We start from the raw sequence: 17,010 nt of genomic DNA, 5'->3' as shown, positions 1-17,010 counted from the left end.
CCGATGACGGCTACGATCGCGCTTGTCGATGATGATCGCAACATCCTCACCTCGGTCTCGATCGCGCTTCAGGCCGAAGGGTTCCTGACGCGGGTCTATTCGGATGGCGAGACCGCGCTGAAGGCGCTGATCGAGAACCCGCCCGATCTCGCCATCTTCGATATCAAGATGCCGCGCATGGACGGGCTGGAGCTGCTGCGGCGCATGCGCGAAAAGAGCATGGTGCCGGTGATCTTCCTGACCTCCAAGGACGACGAACTGGACGAGGCGCTCGGCCTGGCGATGGGGGCGGACGACTATATCGCCAAACCGTTCTCGCAGCGGCTGCTCATCGCACGCATCCGCGCGATCCTGCGCCGTACCGAAGTGTCGCAGGCCGGCACGCCCGACCATGACGATCCCGCCGACGTCGTGCTGGTACGCGGGCGGCTGACGATGGACACCTCGCGCCACAAGGTGACGTGGAACGGCGCGGACGTGACGCTGACCGTCACCGAATTCCTGATCCTCGAGGCACTGGCGCAACGGCCCGGCGTGGTGAAGACGCGCAACCAGTTGATGGATGCCGCCTATCAGGACGACATCTACGTCGACGATCGCACGATCGACAGCCACATCAAGCGCGTGCGGCGCAAGTTCCGCCAGAGCGACCCCGAGTTCGACGCGATTGAGACGCTTTATGGTGCCGGTTATCGCTTCTCCGAGGAGTGACGACCGCGAACTGACGTTACGCTGGTCCGCGCGCGTCTCGCTCACGCCGCGCATCCTGTTCGTCAACGTGTTCGCGCTCGCGCTGCTGGCAGGCGGCTTCTTCTACCTCGATTCCTACCGCAGCCGCATCGTCGACAGCCGCGTCGCGCAGGCACAGCGCGAGGCGCGGCTGATCGCGGAAGCGCTCGGCGCCGTCGATCCGGGCGAGCGCGCGGGCGTGGCGTTGCGGCTGGCGCGCGATACCGGTGCGCGCATCCGCCTGTACGACGGCGCGGCACGCAGCGTGCTCGACACGCGCGCGCTGGGCTTACGCAACTTCGTGCTCGCCGACCCGGACAAACAAGGCTGGGGCCTGTCCGCCGCGCGGTTCCTCGATGCGATGATCGATACGGTCGTGGGCGCGCCGCGGGTGCCACTGTACCGCGAACGCCGTACCGGGCTCGACTGGCCGGTGGTCCGCGCCGCGCGCACGACCGGGATCGCTCCCGCCAACGTATGGCGCGCGCCCGATCGCACCCCCGTCATCACCGCCGCCGCGCCGGTGCCAGGCGGCGGCGTGGTGATGACGACGGTCAACGCGCGTGACATCACGCAGACAGTGCGGCTCGAACGCTTCCGGCTGAGCGTGGTGCTGCTGATCGTGTCGATCGTGTCGGTGCTGCTGTCGCTGTTCCTCGCGCGCACGATCGTGCGGCCGCTGCGACGGCTCGCGCGCTCGGCGGTGCGGGTGCGGATGGGGCGTGCGCGCGAGGTGGTGGTGCCGCGCCTGCCCTCACGCCGCGACGAGATCGGCATGCTGGCGCGGGCTCTCTCGGACATGAGCCTTGCGCTCCGCGCGCGGATCGACGCGATCGAGGCGTTCGCCGCCGACGTGACGCACGAGATGAAGAACCCCCTTGCCTCGTTGCGCTCGGCGGTCGAGGGGCTGGCGAGCGTGCGCGATCCCGAGCTTCAGCAGCGGCTGCTCGCGATCGTGCGCGACGACGTGCACCGGCTCGACCGGCTCATCACCGACATAGCGGAGGCGTCGCGGCTCGATGCGCAGCTCAGCCGCGCCAAGTTCGAGAGCGTCGATCTCGGCGCGCTGCTCGCCGGCCTGATTGCGCAGCGTGAGGCGCGCGGAGTGGAGCATGACGTGGTGCTCCGCTTCGATCGCCCCCCGGCGGTTCCGCTCACCGTGCAGGGCGAGGGCGCACGGCTGGAGCGGGTGTTCGAGAATCTGATCGACAACGCCATCTCCTTCTCGCCCGAACACGGCGTCGTCGCGATCTCGGCGATGACGGACGGCGACGATCTGGTGGTGCGCGTCGAGGACGAAGGCCCCGGTGTGCCCGAGGAATCGCGCGAGACGGTGTTCGACCGCTTCCACTCCTTCCGGCCCGAGGGCGAAACGTTCGGCAAGCATTCCGGGCTCGGCCTCGCCATCGCACGCACCATCGTCGAGGCGCACCACGGCACGATCCACGTCGAATCGCGCGAGGACCGCTTGCACGGTGCGCGCTTCGTGGTGCGGCTTCCGCTTGGGTCACGCGGATGATGCGCGTCCATGCCACCTGCGTCGCGATCGAGGGGAGAGCATTGCTGCTGCTCGGACCATCGGGTAGCGGCAAGTCCGACCTCGCGCTGCGGCTGATCGATCGCGGCGCGGTGCTGGTGAGTGACGACCAGACCAAACTCACCGTGGCGGATGGCGTGTTGATCGCCGCCGCGCCCGCAACGATCGCCGGGCTGATGGAGGTGCGCGGCATCGGCATCGTACCCATGCCGCACCTTGCCACGGCACCGGTCGTGCTGGCGGTGCGTTTGGCCGAGGTGGTCGACAGAATGCCCGAGACGGGGCTGACTGAGGCATTTACCGGAGTTGCCATTCCGCTGCTGCGGGTCGATCCTCATGAGGCTTCGGCGGCGATCAAGGTGGAACTGGCGCTGAAGCGCGCGATGGACGAGGCGATATGACGGGTACGGCTACGGGCGAGCGCAAGGACATCCTTCTCGTCACCGGCATGTCCGGCGCGGGTAAGTCGACCGTGCTGCGGACGCTGGAGGATCTCGGCTGGGAGATCGTCGACAATCTGCCGCTGGTGTTGCTCGACCGGCTGCTCAGCGCGCCTCTGCCCGAGGGTGCGGAGGGTTCGTCGCAGCCGCTCGCGATCGGTATCGATGCACGTACGCGCGACTTCGATCCGGGCAAGATCGTCGCCCGCATCGAGTCGCTGCGCGCGGGGCATAAGCTCGATATCGGCACGCTCTTTCTCGATTGCGCGGGCGGCGAGCTTGCGCGGCGCTATTCGGAGACGCGGCGGCGGCACCCGCTCGCGCTCGACCGCCCGGCGGCGGACGGCATCGCGCGCGAACGCGAGCTGCTCGCACCGCTCAGAACCTGGGCAAACCGGCTGATCGATACCACCGATCTCACCGCCAACGAACTGGCGCAGCAGGTCCGCTCGACCTTCTCGGGCGAAGGACTCGGCGAGCCGACGCTTCAGGTGATGTCGTTCGGTTTCGCACGCGGCATTCCGCGCGGGGCTGATCTGGTGTTCGACATGCGCTTCCTGCGCAACCCGCATTGGGTGCCGGAACTGCGCCCGGGCACCGGGCTCGACGCCGATGTCAGCGCCTATGTCGCGGGCGATCCGGCGTATGACGCCGCGCTCGGCCAGATCGAATCGCTGCTGCTGCTGCTGCTGCCCCGATACAGGGCGGAGGGGAAATCCTACGTCACGATCGCGTTCGGCTGTACCGGCGGGAGACACCGCTCGGTCCACGTCACCGAACGGGTGGCGTCAAGGTTGCGTGACGCCGGTTTTTCGCCCACGGTCACGCATCGCGATCTTGCTGCGGCGCCGCAAGACTCGCTGGAGGGCGCCCATGCGGCAGCCGACGGGGACGGGAAACAGAAGTGATGATCGGGTTTGCGCGATGATCGGGCTCGTATTGGTGACACACGGCCGGCTCGCCGACGAATTCGTGACCGCGATGGAGCATGTCGTCGGCAAGCAGGCGCAGGTCGCGACCGTCGCGATCGGGCCTGAGGACGACATGGAGGCGCGCCGCAACGATATCGACACCGCCATCAAGGCGGTCGACGGCGGGCGCGGCGTGATCGTGCTGACCGATCTGTTCGGCGGCACCCCTTCCAATCTCGCGATCTCGCTGATGGAGCGCGGGCGGGTCGAGGTAATCGCTGGCATCAACCTGCCGATGCTGATCCGGCTCGAATCGGCACGCAAGTCGATGAAAGTGGTGGACGCGGTCGCTGCGGCGCGCGAAGCTGGCCGCAAATACATATCGGTCGCATCCGAAGTATTGGGAGAGGCGGCGGCGTGAGCCAGGTTACACGGACGGTTCTCATCACGAACAAGCGCGGCCTGCACGCGCGGGCGAGCGCGAAGTTCGTGACGCTCGCCTCGACGCAACCTTGCGAGGTCGCGGTCGAAAAGGACGGGGCCGGCTCGGTGACAGGCACCTCGATCATGGGGCTGATGATGCTCGGCGCGGCGATGGGTGATTCGATCATCATCCGGGCCGAGGGCGACGGCGCCGAAGAGGCGGTCGGCGCGCTCGTCGAACTGGTCGAGGCGCGCTTCGGCGAGGACTGAGGTCGGCGCGGAATTCCTCGACAATCCGTGGCTTAACGTATGCTAAGCCGTTGATATCATATTTGTCATGCGACATCGGCGCGCGCGTCTTTATGCTCGTTCGGACGTTTCTCATCCGACGCGCCACCGGCTCCGTTCGCCGCGGGCGTCTGCATCTGGAGGCCCGAATGTTTCCGACCCGAACGCTGCCCCCCGTCCTGAAACGCGCCATGACCGGCGCCCTGCTCGCCACCACCCTGCTCGCGGCGGGCTGCGCGACCCAGACCACCTATCGTCCCGCCGCCGGCTCCGGGTACGACCGTACCGGCTATAGCGATCGTCAGATCGAGGCGAACCGCTTCATGGTCAGCTTCGCCGGCAACGGCTACACCCCGCGTGAGACGGTGGAGCGCTATCTGTTGTACCGCGCGGCCGAACTCACCGTGCAACAGGGCTTCGACTATTTCGTCCTCGCCGATCGCCAGACCGACAAGAGCACCCGCACCTTCGCAACGCCGGCGTTCGGGGGCTATGGCGGGTTCGGCGGTCTGTACGGCGGTTGGGGTCCGAGCTGGCGCTATTACGGGCGCGGCTTCGGCTGGCGTTCGTGGGAGCCGTTCGGCGGCGATCCGTTCTGGGATCGCAGCATCGACGTCCAGACGATCGACAAGTTCGAAGCGCATGCGGAGATCGTGATGGGTCACGGCCCCAAACCCGACCGCAACGTGCGTGCTTTCGACGCGCGCGACGTCATCCAGCACCTCGGCCCCTCAATCGTGATGCCGCAACCGAACAAGCGGTAACGCTCGCGTCCGGCGTTCGGGACTTCCCAACCCGAACGCCGGCGCGAACGCAGCGATCAGCGCCGTTGCGTCAGGATCGCACGGACGCGGGTGGCGAGCGCCTCCATCGCGAACGGCTTGGTGATCATCTCCATACCGGGTTCGAGGAAGCCTGACGCCAATGCGGCATTCTCCGCATAGCCGGTCATGAACAGCACCGGCAGATCCGCCCGCAACGCGCGCGCCGCATCGGCAAGCTGTCGCCCGTTGATCCCGGGCAACCCCATGTCGGTGATGAGCAGGTCGATACGGTGTTTCGAGCGGAGCAGTTCGAGGCCGCTCGGCCCGTCGAACGCCTCCAGCGCGGCGTAACCGAGTTCCTCCAGCTCCTCGAGGATCAACCCGCGCACCACCGGCTCGTCTTCGACGACGAGGACGACCTCACCCTCCTGCGCCTTTTGCGCGGGCGCCGGGCGGGATGGCGCATCCTCGCGCTCCACATCGCCGTGGTGGCGCGGCAGGTACAGCTTGAACGTGGTTCCCGCGCCGATCTCGCTGTAGATCTTGGCATGGCCTTCGGACTGCTGGGCGAAGCCGTAGATCATCGACAGGCCAAGCCCGGTCCCCTGCCCGATCGGCTTGGTGGTGAAGAACGGCTCGAACGCCTTGGCGATCGTGTCGGCATCCATGCCGGTGCCGGTGTCGCTCACGCAGATGCAGACGTACTGGCCGGGCCGCACACCCTTCTGTTTGCTGACATAGACACGATCGAGATGTGCGTTGCAGGTCTCTATGGTGAGCTTGCCGCCATCGGGCATGGCGTCGCGCGCGTTGATCGCGAGGTTCAGGATCGCGCTTTCGAGCTGGTTGGGGTCGCACTTGGTGATCCACAAGCCTCCCGCCAGCACCATTTCGAGATCGACCCGCTCGCCGATCGTGCGGCGCAGCAGATCCTCCATCGAGGCGACCAGAGCGTTGGCCCGCACCGGCTTGGGATCGAGCGGCTGGCGGCGCGAGAAGGCGAGTAGCCGGTGGGTCAGCGCCGCCGCGCGGTTGGCCGCCGTGGTCGCACCACCGATGAACCGATTGAGGTCGTCGATCTTGCCCTGCGCGACGCGGCGCTGGACGATCTCCAGGCTGCCGGTGATGCCTTGCAGGAGGTTGTTGAAATCATGCGCGATACCGCCGGTGAGCTGCCCGACCGCTTCCATCTTCTGCGCCTGGCGCAGCGCCGCCTCGGTCTCGGCGAGGGCCGCGGCCGCTTCGACTTCCGCGGTCACGTCATGGCCGAAGCCATAGAAGGTGCCGTTTTCGGGTACGGTGGTCCATTTGATGACGCGCCGCTCGTCCGCCTTGGTCCACAGGATCGTCTGATATTCGAACAACGACTGGCCGGACTTCAGCGCAGCGACGCGCGCGTGCCAGTTCGCCTCGTCATCCACCATGAAATCGGTCGAGCGTTTCCCGAGCGTCTCCTCCCGGCTCCAGCCGAGCAGGCGCGTCCACGACGGGTTGATGTCGGCGATCACGCCTTCACCATCCGTGACGACCTTCAGGATCGGCGACAGCGTCCAGATCCGCTCCCGATCACGCTCCAGCCGGCGTTCGTCGGTGATGTCGCGGCCGACCGCGTGGATGCGTCCGGCATCGGGCACCGCAGTCCACGCGAGCAGCCGGTATCCGCCCTCGCGCGTACGATAGCGGTTCTCGAACGCGAGCGTCGTCATGCCGTCGCTGAGCTTGCCGACTTCTGCGGCGGTGCTGGCGAGGTCCTCGGGATGGAGGAACTCGTCGAGCCGGTGGCCGACCATCTCGTCCTCGCTCCAGCCCAGCATGCGCGTGGCGGATGGGTTGACGGCGGTGATGACGCCCTCGAACGTGCAGACCAGCAGCAGATCCTGCGAGATCCCCCACAGCCGGTTGCGGTCGTCCTGCAACCTCTGGTTGGCGAGCACCTTCTCGGTCGTCTCGATCACGACCGCGATTACACCGATCGGCGTACCGCTCGCGTCGAACGCGGGCGAATACTCGAGATCGGTCCACAGCCGCCGCGCGGTGCCGTCACGGATCAGCGTAAGCTCCTGATCCTGATAGGACAGGGTGCCGCCCTCGCGATACACTTTTTGCATCACGTTAGCGTTGAAATCGGCGACTTCGTGCCAGCCTTCCAGCACGTTGGTGCCGAGGATGGCGGGGTGACGCCCGCCCGCGAACGCGCGATAGGCGTCGTTGTAGATCATCACCCCCTGTTCGCCCCACAACGTCACGATCGGCACCGGAGAGCGCAGGACGAAGGCGAGCATCGTCTTCATTTCGGTCGGCCAGTCCCCGATCGGGCCGATGCTGGTCCGCTCCCACGCGAACCGCGCGATCAGGTGGCCGAGTTCGCCACCGCCGGCGAGGAAGGTTTCGTCCGAAGCCGTTTCACTATTCACCACCGTCGCAGGCCCATCCGGAATGTCTCGCATGATCGTCGTTCGAGCATCGACCGAACATATCGGCGACAGGACGGTTCCGATATGGCCGCATACGGCCCAAATCGGGTCAGGGAAGCGCTCAGCTCGCGCCGCAGCAGCGTTTGAACTTCTTGCCCGAACCGCACGAGCACGGGTCGTTGCGACCTGGCTTCGCGACGCGGCTGGCGATGGCCGGTGTCGGCTCGGCTGGCCCGTTCCGCCGCGCGTACACCGCCAGCACATCGCGCGGAATGCGCGTGGGTGCTTCGTCGCAGATCGCGTTGATCTCGGCGCTGGTCAGCTCGGTCTCGTCGCGCGCGACCGCGATCAACGTCAGCATGTCGGCGAGCGCCTCCGCCGCGTCGCCACCCTCGAGAGCGGACCAGCTTTCCGGCCGCAGCGCCATCGCCATCGCAAATCCGTCGATCCATTCCTCCCACAACGGTTCGCCGCTGCGAGGATCGACATCGAAGATCGGCTGGGGCTTGCCGCGCGCGAGATCGCGCAGGATCTCCGCGAGCCGCGCGGTCACCATCTCCGCGAACAGCCGCACGTCGATCGGGTCTTCGAACGGCGCTTCCTCGCCAAACGCCCCGTCCCAGATCGGCGGCAGCCACTCGCTTTGCGTCATCGGCTCGGGGGATAGCGCGACGCCGGTAAGATACCCGTCGAGTTCGGTCAGCAACATCGGATCGTCCATCGGCAGATCGGCGAGGATCTCATCAAGGCGGCGGAAGCGGGATGGGAAACGGAGCCGGGGACTTGCCATGACACGCCCTTACCCGTGCTCCGCCGCTGTGTCGCCCCTCTCGTTCCAGCGCGTAGAGGCTGGGCGCGCCGCGCCGCAGGCGGTAGGGCAGCGGCATGACATGGCGTCTCCTTCTCCCGCTTCTGCTCGGCCTCTCGGCGATCACGCCCGTAGCTGCGCAGGATATCGACCCGATCATCGCCGCGACCCGCGCGCTCGATCACGACGGCAGCGAGTTCGATGCGATCGACGCGGCGTTCAACGGCCATACCGATCCCAACGAGGCGCAGTCGCTTCAGGATCGCGCCGATGCGGTGCAGCAGGACAGTAATGCTCAAGTCGCCGCGCTGACTGCGCAGCTTCAGTTGATCGATGCCCGCATCGCGCAGCTCGGCCCGGTGACGCCCGGGGTGGTCGAGACGCCCGACATTCAGGCGCAGCGCAAATTGCTCGCGCGGCAGCGCTCGGTGGTCGACTCCGCCATCAAGCGCGGCAAACTGCTCGGCACCGAGGCTGACCAGCTTTCCACCGAAATCGGGCGGAGCCGTGCCGAGGCGTTCTCCGAACGCATGTCGGTACAGACCGCCTCTCCGCTCACCCCCGGTTTCTGGGGGCCGCTGTTCCGCTCGCTGCCGCGCGACGGCCGGCGGCTGTCCGCCTTCGTGGCTGCGGAGACCGACGCGATCGGCACGGGCGCGCTGCACGGCGGACTGCCGGCCGCGCTGCTCGGGCTGGCGCTCGCGATCGTGCTGATCTGGCCGGTGCGCGTCGCGCTGCGGATGGCGGGGCGCCGCTACGTGATCGAGCGTGTGCCGGGCAACCGCATCCGCCGTTCGGGGCTGGCGCTGTGGCTGACGCTGGTCGGCACGCTGGTGCCGTGGCTCGCTGCGGTCGCCCTGGTGAGCGGCTTACGCGGTGCGGGCATGATCGCGCCGGCGTGGGACAAGGTCGCCGGTAATTTCGAGCAAAGCTGCTTCATCGCCGCGCTGATCGCCGCGCTGGGCGGGGCGCTGCTCCAGCGGCGGCAATCCTCCTGGCGGCTGATCGCGATCACCGACGATACTGCCAACCGCTTGCGCCCATGGACCTTTGCGGCCGCCGCCGTGACGATGCTGAGCGTGCTGCTGATCGCGGTGCGCGGTGGCGTCGGCGCGAGCGGGCCGGTGCAGGCGCTGACCGAGGTGACAGCGGCCATCCTCTACATCGTGCTCATGTTCGGTATCCTGCTGACCGGTGCGCGGCTGCGCGCGGGCGCGGTGCAGGAGGCGGAGGAGGAGCGCGGCGACCAATCGGTGATCGCGTTCCTGTCGCTCGCCACCTGGGGCGTGCTGGCGGTATCGGTCGTATCGCTCGCCACCGGCTACGTCGCGTTCGGCTATTTCCTCGCGCGCTTCACCGTATGGATCGCGGTGGTCGCCGCGGCGCTCTACCTCGTCCTCGTCAGCATCGACGATATCTGCTGCACGGTGTTCCGCCGCGACGGCAAGGTCGCCGACGTCTTCCACCAGGGCTTCGGCGTGCGCCGCAGCCTGATCGACCAGTTCGGCGTGGCACTCTCCGCGCTGCTGCGGCTGCTGATGATCCTTATCGCCGCGGGACTGGTGCTGTTCCCGTTCGGATCGGACATCCCCTCGCTGTTCGGGCAAATCGGCCAGGTCGCCGAAGGCATCACGATCGGCCAGGTGACGATCTCTCCGGGAGCGATCCTGCGCGCGTTGGCGGTGCTGGTGGCGGGGCTGTTCGCGACGCGCGGCATCCAGACGTGGCTCACCACCCGCTATCTGCCCGCCACCGAACTGGACGCCGGCGCGCGCAATTCAATCGCGATGGTGGCGCGCTACACCGGGCTGATCCTCGCGGTGCTGTGGTCGCTCGCGTCGCTCGGCATCGGCATCGAGCGGATCGCGCTGCTGCTCTCCGCTTTGTCGGTCGGTATCGGCTTCGGCTTGCAGGCGATCACGCAGAACTTCGTGTCGGGGCTGATCCTGCTCGCCGAGCGACCGGTCAAGATCGGTGACTGGGTGCGGATCGGCGATCAGGAAGGTGACGTGAAGCGGATCAGCGTGCGCGCCACCGAAATCCAGATCGGCGACCGGTCGACGCTGATCGTTCCCAATTCCGAACTCATCACCAAATCGATTGTCAACAAGACGCTGGCCGATCCGCTCGGCCGCATCCAGCTGCAATTCTCCGTGCCGATCGGCAGCGACATCGCGCAGGTGCGCGAGATGCTGATGGCGATCTACACCGCGCAGGCGGCGGTGCTCGACGATCCCGTGCCGGTGCTGTTCATCGACTCCGTGCTCGACGGGCGGATCAACTTCAACAGCTTCGCATATGTGAATTCGCCCCGCTCGGTCTATCCGACGCGGAGCGACATCTGGTTCGAGCTTCTGTCCAAACTGCCCGCGGCGGGCATCGAACTCGGCACGACGCCGCAGCAAGTGCAGTGGATCGGCGCGCAGCCGGCGGGCGCGCAAGGCATCATCGGCGACGAGGATGCGGGTGCGAAGGTGACGAAAAGCTGAGGGGAACGAAGCGCTTAGCCGCGTCGTTGGAACAGCCCTGCCCCCACGATCGGACCCGTGAATGCGATTCCTCGTTGCCGAAAGCGAACCACCCGAGGCACGCGAGAAGCGGCGCGACAGCGTCGGCAGAAGTTCGGGCGAGACCTATGTCGACATGCTCGCCGAACTTGCGCCGGGGGCAAGTTGCGAGCGCATCACGCCGGCCGACGACGACGGCCCCCCGCCGTCCGCCGACGCGCTCGCCCGGTATGACGCGGTGTTCCTCACCGGCTCGCCGCTCCACGTCTATGATCCCACGCCCGAGGTCGCGCGCGAGCTGGCCTTCATGCGTGCGGTGTTCGCATCGGGCACGCCGTCGTTCGGCTCCTGCGCGGGGTTGCAGATCGCCGTCATGGCGGCAGGCGGTAAGGTTCGTGCGATGGGAGAGCGGCGCGAGGCGGGCTTCGCGCGGCGGATCGTGCCGACCGACGCCGGGCGCGCGCATCCGTTGCTCCGCGGCCGCCCGCTCGCGTTCGATGCGCCGGCGGTGCATACCGACGAGGTCGCCAGCCTGCCCGACTGCGCGACTTTGCTCGCGACCAATGCCGTCACCCAGGTGCAGGCGGTCGAGATCCGTTTCGACCGGGGGGTGTTCTGGGGCGTGCAATATCATCCCGAACTGTCACTCGGCGAAGTCGCCGCCGCGCTGCGCCGCCAGTCGTCGGACCTGATCGAGCATGCGCTGGCCACCAGCGAGGCGGACGTGGAGCGGATCGCCGGGCTGGTCGACGGCCTCGCCGATGCGCCGGAGCGGCCCGATCTGGCGTGGCAGCTCGGGCTCGATCGCGAGATCACCGACACCGCGCTTCGCCGCACCGAGTTGCGCAACTTCATCGATCTGCTCGTCACGCCCACCATGGCCGAGCGGGACCGCGTGTTCCGGAGCGAGGACAGCCCTGCGCTGGTCGCCTAATAGGCGATGTACGGCCCCGGCGTGCTGCCCGCCGTGCGGCCCTCGATCGCGGTGTAGATCGTCCGGCCGAAGAAGAACGGCATGCCGAAATCGAAGCTGTTCGACAAAGGCAGCGGCGGTTTGACGAGCGTCGGGTTGATGCCCAGCCCCGGCGCGACGTGCGCAGAATTGGCGACATTGCGCGGGCTGTAGAGCGTGAACGCCGCAGTTCCGGTCGCGCCGTTGGTGGCCGTCAACATCGGCGACAGGCTGACCGGTGACGCCGGACAATAGAAGGCGATCAGTCCACTCTCGCTACAGGCGGCGAGCGATGCGTCGATGAAGAAATATTCGTTGCTGCCGCTGTCGACGAAGCTCTGCGTCAGCGCCTTGCCATTGTAGGTGGCGGTCAGCAGCCCCGGCCCGAGACGACTGGCCGATGTCGTCAGCGGAAGCACTGTGGCGGCGGTGAGCGTGTTGTTCGCCTGCGTGCCGATCCCGAAGGTCACCTTGCCGGTGAGCGAGGCGACGCCGCTGCTCGGCACGGCGGGCAGAGTGATGATCGTGCCGTTGTTGTCCCTGGCGAACGCCGCGACCGGGTTGGGCAGTTGTTCGAACGGTGCGACCGCGTTGGAGGCGCGGGTGATCGTCGCGGCGCATCCGCTTGCCGGGCAGGCGTAGTAGATCGCCGCCGCCGATCCTCCCGCCGTGGTGCAATAGCTGCCGCAATCGGTGGTGGTGGTGCCGACGCCGATGATGCCGTTCGCGCCGAAATCCTGCACAGACGTCACCGGATCGCCGCCGCCTGCCGAGCAACTCGCCGGCACGGTCGCGAACCGTCCGGTGTCAGCGATCACCTGGAACGGCATCGACGCGACCTGTTCGCCCGCGATTGCGAAATCGCCGGTCCTGACCGAACCGAAAGCGTAGGAGTTCACGTATTGATAGCATTCCCCCACCGCATTGCCGCTGGCATCGTTTTGCTGCGGCAGCGCGGCGAGCAGCGCGGGGTTGAGCACCGGCTGAAGGATACGCAGGCCGACCGAACCCGTATCGAGGATCACATGATCGATCGTCTGGCAGTTGGTGGTCGATCCCGGCGCGCAGATCGTCACGCTGACATAGGGTTCGTTGAACGCGTCATAGCCGTCCGTGCCGGTCTGAAGCGCGGCCGGCCCGGCATCGAGCGTGACGGTCGCGGTGTTGAGCACAAACGCGGGCGTAGGGGTCGAGGTCGGCGTGGGCGTGGGCACAGGCACGGCGGCGAGCTGCGACTGACCGCCGCCGGAATCGCCCCCGCAGCCGGTGAGGCACAGCGCGGCGAACACCGCGATCAGCGGGCGCAGGCGCTTCATGGCTGCACCGGCAGCGTCTCGGCCGAAAAGCCTTCGGGCGCGAGCGAGGGGACGAGCGCGACGCCGTGGAACCAGCCCATATGCCCGCTCGCCTGCATCTGGAGATCGCTCTGGGCAATCTGCGGCGGGCGCCGGAAGCCGTGCATCGCCCGCCCGATCGAATGGCGCTGAACCGTCGGGAAATAGCGGCCGAGCAGGACGCGCAGATCGGGCTTGCCCGGCCCCGACCAGCTCACCGCGAACACCTCGCCCTTGGCATTGGTATATTCGCGAATCAGCCCGCCATTATCGCGCGTCAGGTCGTGCCGCGCATAATTGCCGAGCGTGCGCGAAGCCATGTGCGTCTTCATGCGCGCGTTGTCGGCCTCCACCCCGGAGATCGGGCCGCCGAGTTCGGCGTGAGCCACACCGACAGTCGAAGACAGGACGAGGGCAACGGCACCCGCGAGGTGCTGTCTGGAAGGCACGGGCAACACGATGGGCGAGCTTTCACCGGAGGACTGCGGCCCGCAGAGTGTTTCCCCTCCTCAGCCCGAACGTCGATCCTATCGGCGGAACGAGGCCGGTCAACTACGCCGAATCCCGGAGGACGGCGCGTCGTGCCGTTCGGAGCGATGGCGCAAAATCGCGGTGCGGTGCGTTGAGGCTTGCCGGCGCGCATACCCGCGCTTCGCACCCGTGAAAGGACGCACCCTGATCTACCACGCCGACCCGATCGCCTCGCCAGCGAAGCGCCCGATCACCGCCGTCTCCGTGCGGGTGCCAGCATGAACCTCGCTCATGTCGCGCTGCACGTCGCGCGTGACCTTGCCGAACAGGATGTCGTCGTGCTTGCCGATGACGAGCAGCAAGCCGAAGCGCTTGCCGCCGCGCTGGACGCGCTGCTGCCGGCCGGCCGCGTCATTTTCCTGCCCTCGAGCGACGCGTTGCCCGGTGACGTCGCGCCGCCCTCGCCCGCCAACACCGGGCGGCGTGTCGCCGCGTTGCGTGGCCTGCGCGCCGCACAGCAGAACGCCAAGCGGAACCATCTTGCGCTGGTGCTGAGCGGCGAAGCGGCGGCGCGGCGCTATCCGACGCCCGAGGCGTTCGACGGCGCCCCGCCCAGCCTGCATCCCGGCGATCCGATCGACATTGGCGCTTTCGCGCAGCAGCTCGAGGCGCTCGGCTATGTTGCCGACGATCGCGCCAACGAGCCCGGAGAAATCGCGATTCGCGGCGAGGTGATCGACATCTACCCTGCCGACGCCGGCCGACCTGCGCGCATCGAGATCGCCGAGGGCGCGATTGTCGCGATCCGCTCGTTCGACACCGCTACGCAGCGCAGCGTCGATGATCTCGATCATCTCGAAATCGGCCGCGCCGCCGAGCCGGCGATCGGTACGGCGGTGCCGATCCTCGCGCATCTTGCGCCCGGCATTCTCCTGCTGTCCGGACAGGCCGATCCGCGCCGACGCCGCTTTCTCCAACTCGCCGCCGACGGCGCGGGCCGCACCGGCGGCGTGCTCGACGCGACCGACGACGAAAGCTGGAGCGCCGCCACCGAGGAGTGGCGGGTGGAGCCGATCGCCGACACGTTCGAACCGGTGCCGCGTTTCGCCGAACACCGCGCGCCGCTCGCTGCGCTGGCCCGTTTCGTCAAGCCGTTGCTTGACGACGGACGCACGCTGATCCTCGCCGGCAGCCGCCGCGATCTGCGCTTTCTGCGCGCGAAGGTGGCACGGCGCCTCAAGATCGAGATTGGCGAGGCGGACGGTTACGCTGAGCTGGAAACGCTTAACGGCACGGCGGCGGCGATCGAGATGCCGGTCGATACCGGCTTCGTGGAGGACGCGCGCGTGCTCATCGCGGCTGGGGATCTGCTCGGCAGCCGCGCGGCGATCGGTGACGCACCCGCCGCCGCCGCGCCGGCATGGGCGGGTGGTGGTGCCGACGTCCGCGTCGGCGATGTGGTCGTGCATGAGGATCACGGCATGGCGCGCGTCGCAGGGCTCGAACCCGTACCGGAGGCGGAGGGCGCCGACGGCGAACGAATCGCGCTCGAATATGCCGGCGGCGCGCGGCGGCTGGTCGCGACCGACGATGCCGACCGGATCTGGCGCTACGGCGCGGATGCCGATGCGGTTACGCTCGACAAACTGGACGGCACGTCCTGGACCAAGCGCCGCGCTGCGATCGATGCCGCCATCGCGGAGAGCGCACGCGGGCTGACCGCGCTGGCGGAAGCGCGCGCCAAGCTCTCCGCCCCCGTCATCGAACCCGATGCCGCTGCCTACGAACGCTTCGTCAGCGGCTTCCCGTTCAACGAGACCGCCGATCAGGCGCGGGCGATCGGCGCGGTGCGAAGCGACCTTGCCAGCGGCAAACCGATGGACCGGCTCGTCGTCGGCGACGTCGGTTACGGCAAGACCGAGGTCGCGCTCCGCGCCGCCGCGCTTGCCGCGCTTGCTGGCTATCAGGTGGTCGTGGCCGCGCCGACTACGGTCCTGGTGCGCCAGCATCTCGAGAGCTTCCGCCGCCGCTTCGAGGCATCGGGCATTACGGTGGAAGGCCTGTCGCGCCTGTCGAGCGCGGCGGAGAAGAAGGCGGTAAAAGCGGGGCTCGCCGACGGATCGGTGGACATCGTGATCGGCACCGGCGCGGTGATGGCGAAGGGCGTCAAGTACGCGAAGCTCGGCCTTGTCGTGATCGACGAGGAACAGCGGTTCGGTGCCGCCGACAAGGCGCGGCTGCGCGGGTCGGGCGAAACGCACCTGCTCACGCTGAGCGCGACGCCGATCCCGCGCACCTTGCAGGCGGCACTGGTCGGGCTACAGCAGATGTCCACGATCACGACGCCGCCCGCACGCCGCCAGCCGATCCGCACCAGCCTTGACCAGTATGACGACGGCCGCATCCGCACCGCCTTGCTGCGCGAGAAGGGGCGTGGCGGGCAGAGCTTCGTGGTCGTGCCGCGCATCGAGGACATGGCGGAGGTGGCGGAGAAGCTGCGCCGCATCGCTCCCGACTTGGCGCTGGTCGAAGCGCACGGCAAGATGCCTGCGGCCGAGATCGACGAGGTGATGGTCGGCTTCGCGGAAGGGCGGGGCGACATCCTGCTCGCCACCAACATCATCGAGGCCGGGCTCGACGTGCCGCGCGCCAATACGATGATCGTGTGGCGCGCCGATCGGTTCGGGCTGGCGCAGCTTCACCAGTTGCGCGGCCGCGTCGGGCGCGGCAACCGGCGCGGACAGGTGATCCTGCTCACCAGCGCGGAGGAGGAGATCGGCGCGCGCACGCTGAAGCGGCTGCGCACGCTCGCCACGTTCGACCGGCTCGGCGCGGGATTCGAGATCAGCGCGCAGGATCTCGACATGCGCGGCGCGGGCGATCTGCTCGGCGACGATCAGGCGGGGCACATGAAGCTGATCGGCACCGATCTGTATCAGTATCTCGTCGGTGCCGCGCTGCGCGCTGCGCGGGGTGAGACGGTAGAGCGCTGGTCGCCCGAGTTGCATCTCGGGTCTGGCGGCGCGCTGCCGGAAGACTGGATCCCGGAAGCGGACGTGCGGCTGTCGCTCTATATGCGGCTGGCGCGGATCGAGGACGAGACTGCGCTGGACGCATTCGAGGAGGAGTTGCTCGATCGCTTCGGCCCGCTGCCCGACCCTGCCGAGCGGCTGATCGAACATGCCCGCATCCGCATGGCCGCGCACCGGCTGAACATCGCGCGGATCGACGCGGGTGCGGCCGCGATCGCGCTGACGCCGCGTCGCGACTTCACCGCCGATGCCGCCGCGCGGGGGCTGGAGGAAAAGAACGGCCGGTTGCTGCTGCACGAAGCAACCGACGAGGCCACACGCAGTCAGGTCGTGCAGGCGCTGCTCGACGATCTCGCCGGCTGATGTGTTGGCGGCTGGCGATGCCCGTGTGGGATCGCCA

Annotated in this window: 13 protein-coding genes and 1 pseudogene; 10 read left to right on the top strand and 4 right to left on the bottom strand. The window is 67.9% G+C overall.

The genetic code is table 11. The features are described 5' to 3' along the window. Positions 1–3 precede the first annotated feature (3 nt). From AC3ANX_RS09655 to AC3ANX_RS09625, 7 genes and pseudogenes are all read left to right on the top strand, one after another. Complete coding sequence (locus tag AC3ANX_RS09655; RefSeq protein ID WP_488336781.1) at positions 4–711, top strand: response regulator; 708 nt, start codon at positions 4–6, stop codon at positions 709–711. After that, positions 680–2,248 (top strand): sensor histidine kinase, encoded by a 1,569-nt coding sequence (locus AC3ANX_RS09650; RefSeq protein WP_488336780.1) that lies wholly within the window; start codon positions 680–682, stop codon positions 2,246–2,248. Before AC3ANX_RS09655 ends, AC3ANX_RS09650 begins: the two co-directional genes overlap by 32 nt. Further along, a pseudogene (locus tag AC3ANX_RS09645) lies at positions 2,245–2,643 on the top strand (HPr kinase/phosphorylase); the annotation flags it as partial. The gene AC3ANX_RS09650 and the pseudogene AC3ANX_RS09645, both read left to right, overlap by 4 nt. A 71-nt stretch (positions 2,644–2,714) precedes the next feature. Continuing rightward, positions 2,715–3,614, top strand: a complete 900-nt coding sequence (gene rapZ / locus AC3ANX_RS09640; RefSeq protein ID WP_488336920.1) for an RNase adapter RapZ — start codon at positions 2,715–2,717, stop codon at positions 3,612–3,614. A gap of 16 nt (positions 3,615–3,630) precedes the next feature. Beyond that, positions 3,631–4,038, top strand: a complete 408-nt coding sequence (locus AC3ANX_RS09635) for a PTS sugar transporter subunit IIA (RefSeq protein ID WP_488336779.1) — start codon at positions 3,631–3,633, stop codon at positions 4,036–4,038. Continuing rightward, positions 4,035–4,310 (top strand): HPr family phosphocarrier protein, encoded by a 276-nt coding sequence (locus tag AC3ANX_RS09630; protein ID WP_488336778.1) that lies wholly within the window; start codon positions 4,035–4,037, stop codon positions 4,308–4,310. Before AC3ANX_RS09635 ends, AC3ANX_RS09630 begins: the two co-directional genes overlap by 4 nt. A gap of 209 nt (positions 4,311–4,519) precedes the next feature. Continuing rightward, positions 4,520–5,092 (top strand): CC0125/CC1285 family lipoprotein, encoded by a 573-nt coding sequence (locus AC3ANX_RS09625; protein WP_488336777.1) that lies wholly within the window; start codon positions 4,520–4,522, stop codon positions 5,090–5,092. A gap of 56 nt (positions 5,093–5,148) precedes the next feature. Here the strand turns inward: AC3ANX_RS09625 and AC3ANX_RS09620 are convergent, their stop codons facing one another. After that, complete coding sequence (locus AC3ANX_RS09620) at positions 5,149–7,539, bottom strand: PAS domain S-box protein (protein WP_488336776.1); 2,391 nt, start codon at positions 7,537–7,539, stop codon at positions 5,149–5,151. A gap of 88 nt (positions 7,540–7,627) precedes the next feature. Then, positions 7,628–8,296: a UPF0149 family protein gene (locus AC3ANX_RS09615; RefSeq protein ID WP_488336775.1), complete on the bottom strand. Its 669-nt coding sequence runs from the start codon at positions 8,294–8,296 to the stop codon at positions 7,628–7,630. A gap of 95 nt (positions 8,297–8,391) precedes the next feature. Here AC3ANX_RS09615 and AC3ANX_RS09610 point away from each other — a divergent pair, with 95 nt between their 5' ends. Both AC3ANX_RS09610 and AC3ANX_RS09605 read left to right on the top strand, forming a co-directional pair. Continuing rightward, positions 8,392–10,803 (top strand): DUF3772 domain-containing protein, encoded by a 2,412-nt coding sequence (locus AC3ANX_RS09610; RefSeq protein ID WP_488336774.1) that lies wholly within the window; start codon positions 8,392–8,394, stop codon positions 10,801–10,803. A 61-nt stretch (positions 10,804–10,864) separates the two neighbouring features. Next, a complete protein-coding gene (locus AC3ANX_RS09605) occupies positions 10,865–11,755 on the top strand; it encodes a type 1 glutamine amidotransferase (RefSeq protein ID WP_488336773.1) in 891 nt (296 codons plus the stop codon). Here AC3ANX_RS09605 and AC3ANX_RS09600 read toward each other — a convergent pair. Together AC3ANX_RS09600 and AC3ANX_RS09595 are read right to left on the bottom strand one after the other, a co-directional pair. Continuing rightward, positions 11,752–13,089 carry a DUF3443 family protein gene (locus AC3ANX_RS09600; RefSeq protein ID WP_488336772.1) on the bottom strand — a complete coding sequence of 446 codons (1,338 nt, stop codon included), beginning with the start codon at positions 13,087–13,089 and terminating at the stop codon, positions 11,752–11,754. The genes AC3ANX_RS09605 and AC3ANX_RS09600 overlap by 4 nt on opposite strands. After that, positions 13,086–13,496 (bottom strand): DUF2844 domain-containing protein, encoded by a 411-nt coding sequence (locus AC3ANX_RS09595; protein WP_488336771.1) that lies wholly within the window; start codon positions 13,494–13,496, stop codon positions 13,086–13,088. Before AC3ANX_RS09595 ends, AC3ANX_RS09600 begins: the two co-directional genes overlap by 4 nt. Positions 13,497–13,856: 360 nt before the next feature. Between AC3ANX_RS09595 and AC3ANX_RS09590 the strand changes: the two genes are divergently transcribed. Beyond that, a complete protein-coding gene (locus AC3ANX_RS09590; protein ID WP_488336770.1) occupies positions 13,857–16,973 on the top strand; it encodes a TRCF domain-containing protein in 3,117 nt (1,038 codons plus the stop codon). Positions 16,974–17,010: the final 37 nt, after the last annotated feature.

The sequence above is a fragment of the Sphingomonas sp. BRN-1R genome (assembly GCF_057748035.1).
Note: the sequence above shows the minus strand (reverse complement) of the source record. Positions and strands in the feature narration are given on the sequence as shown.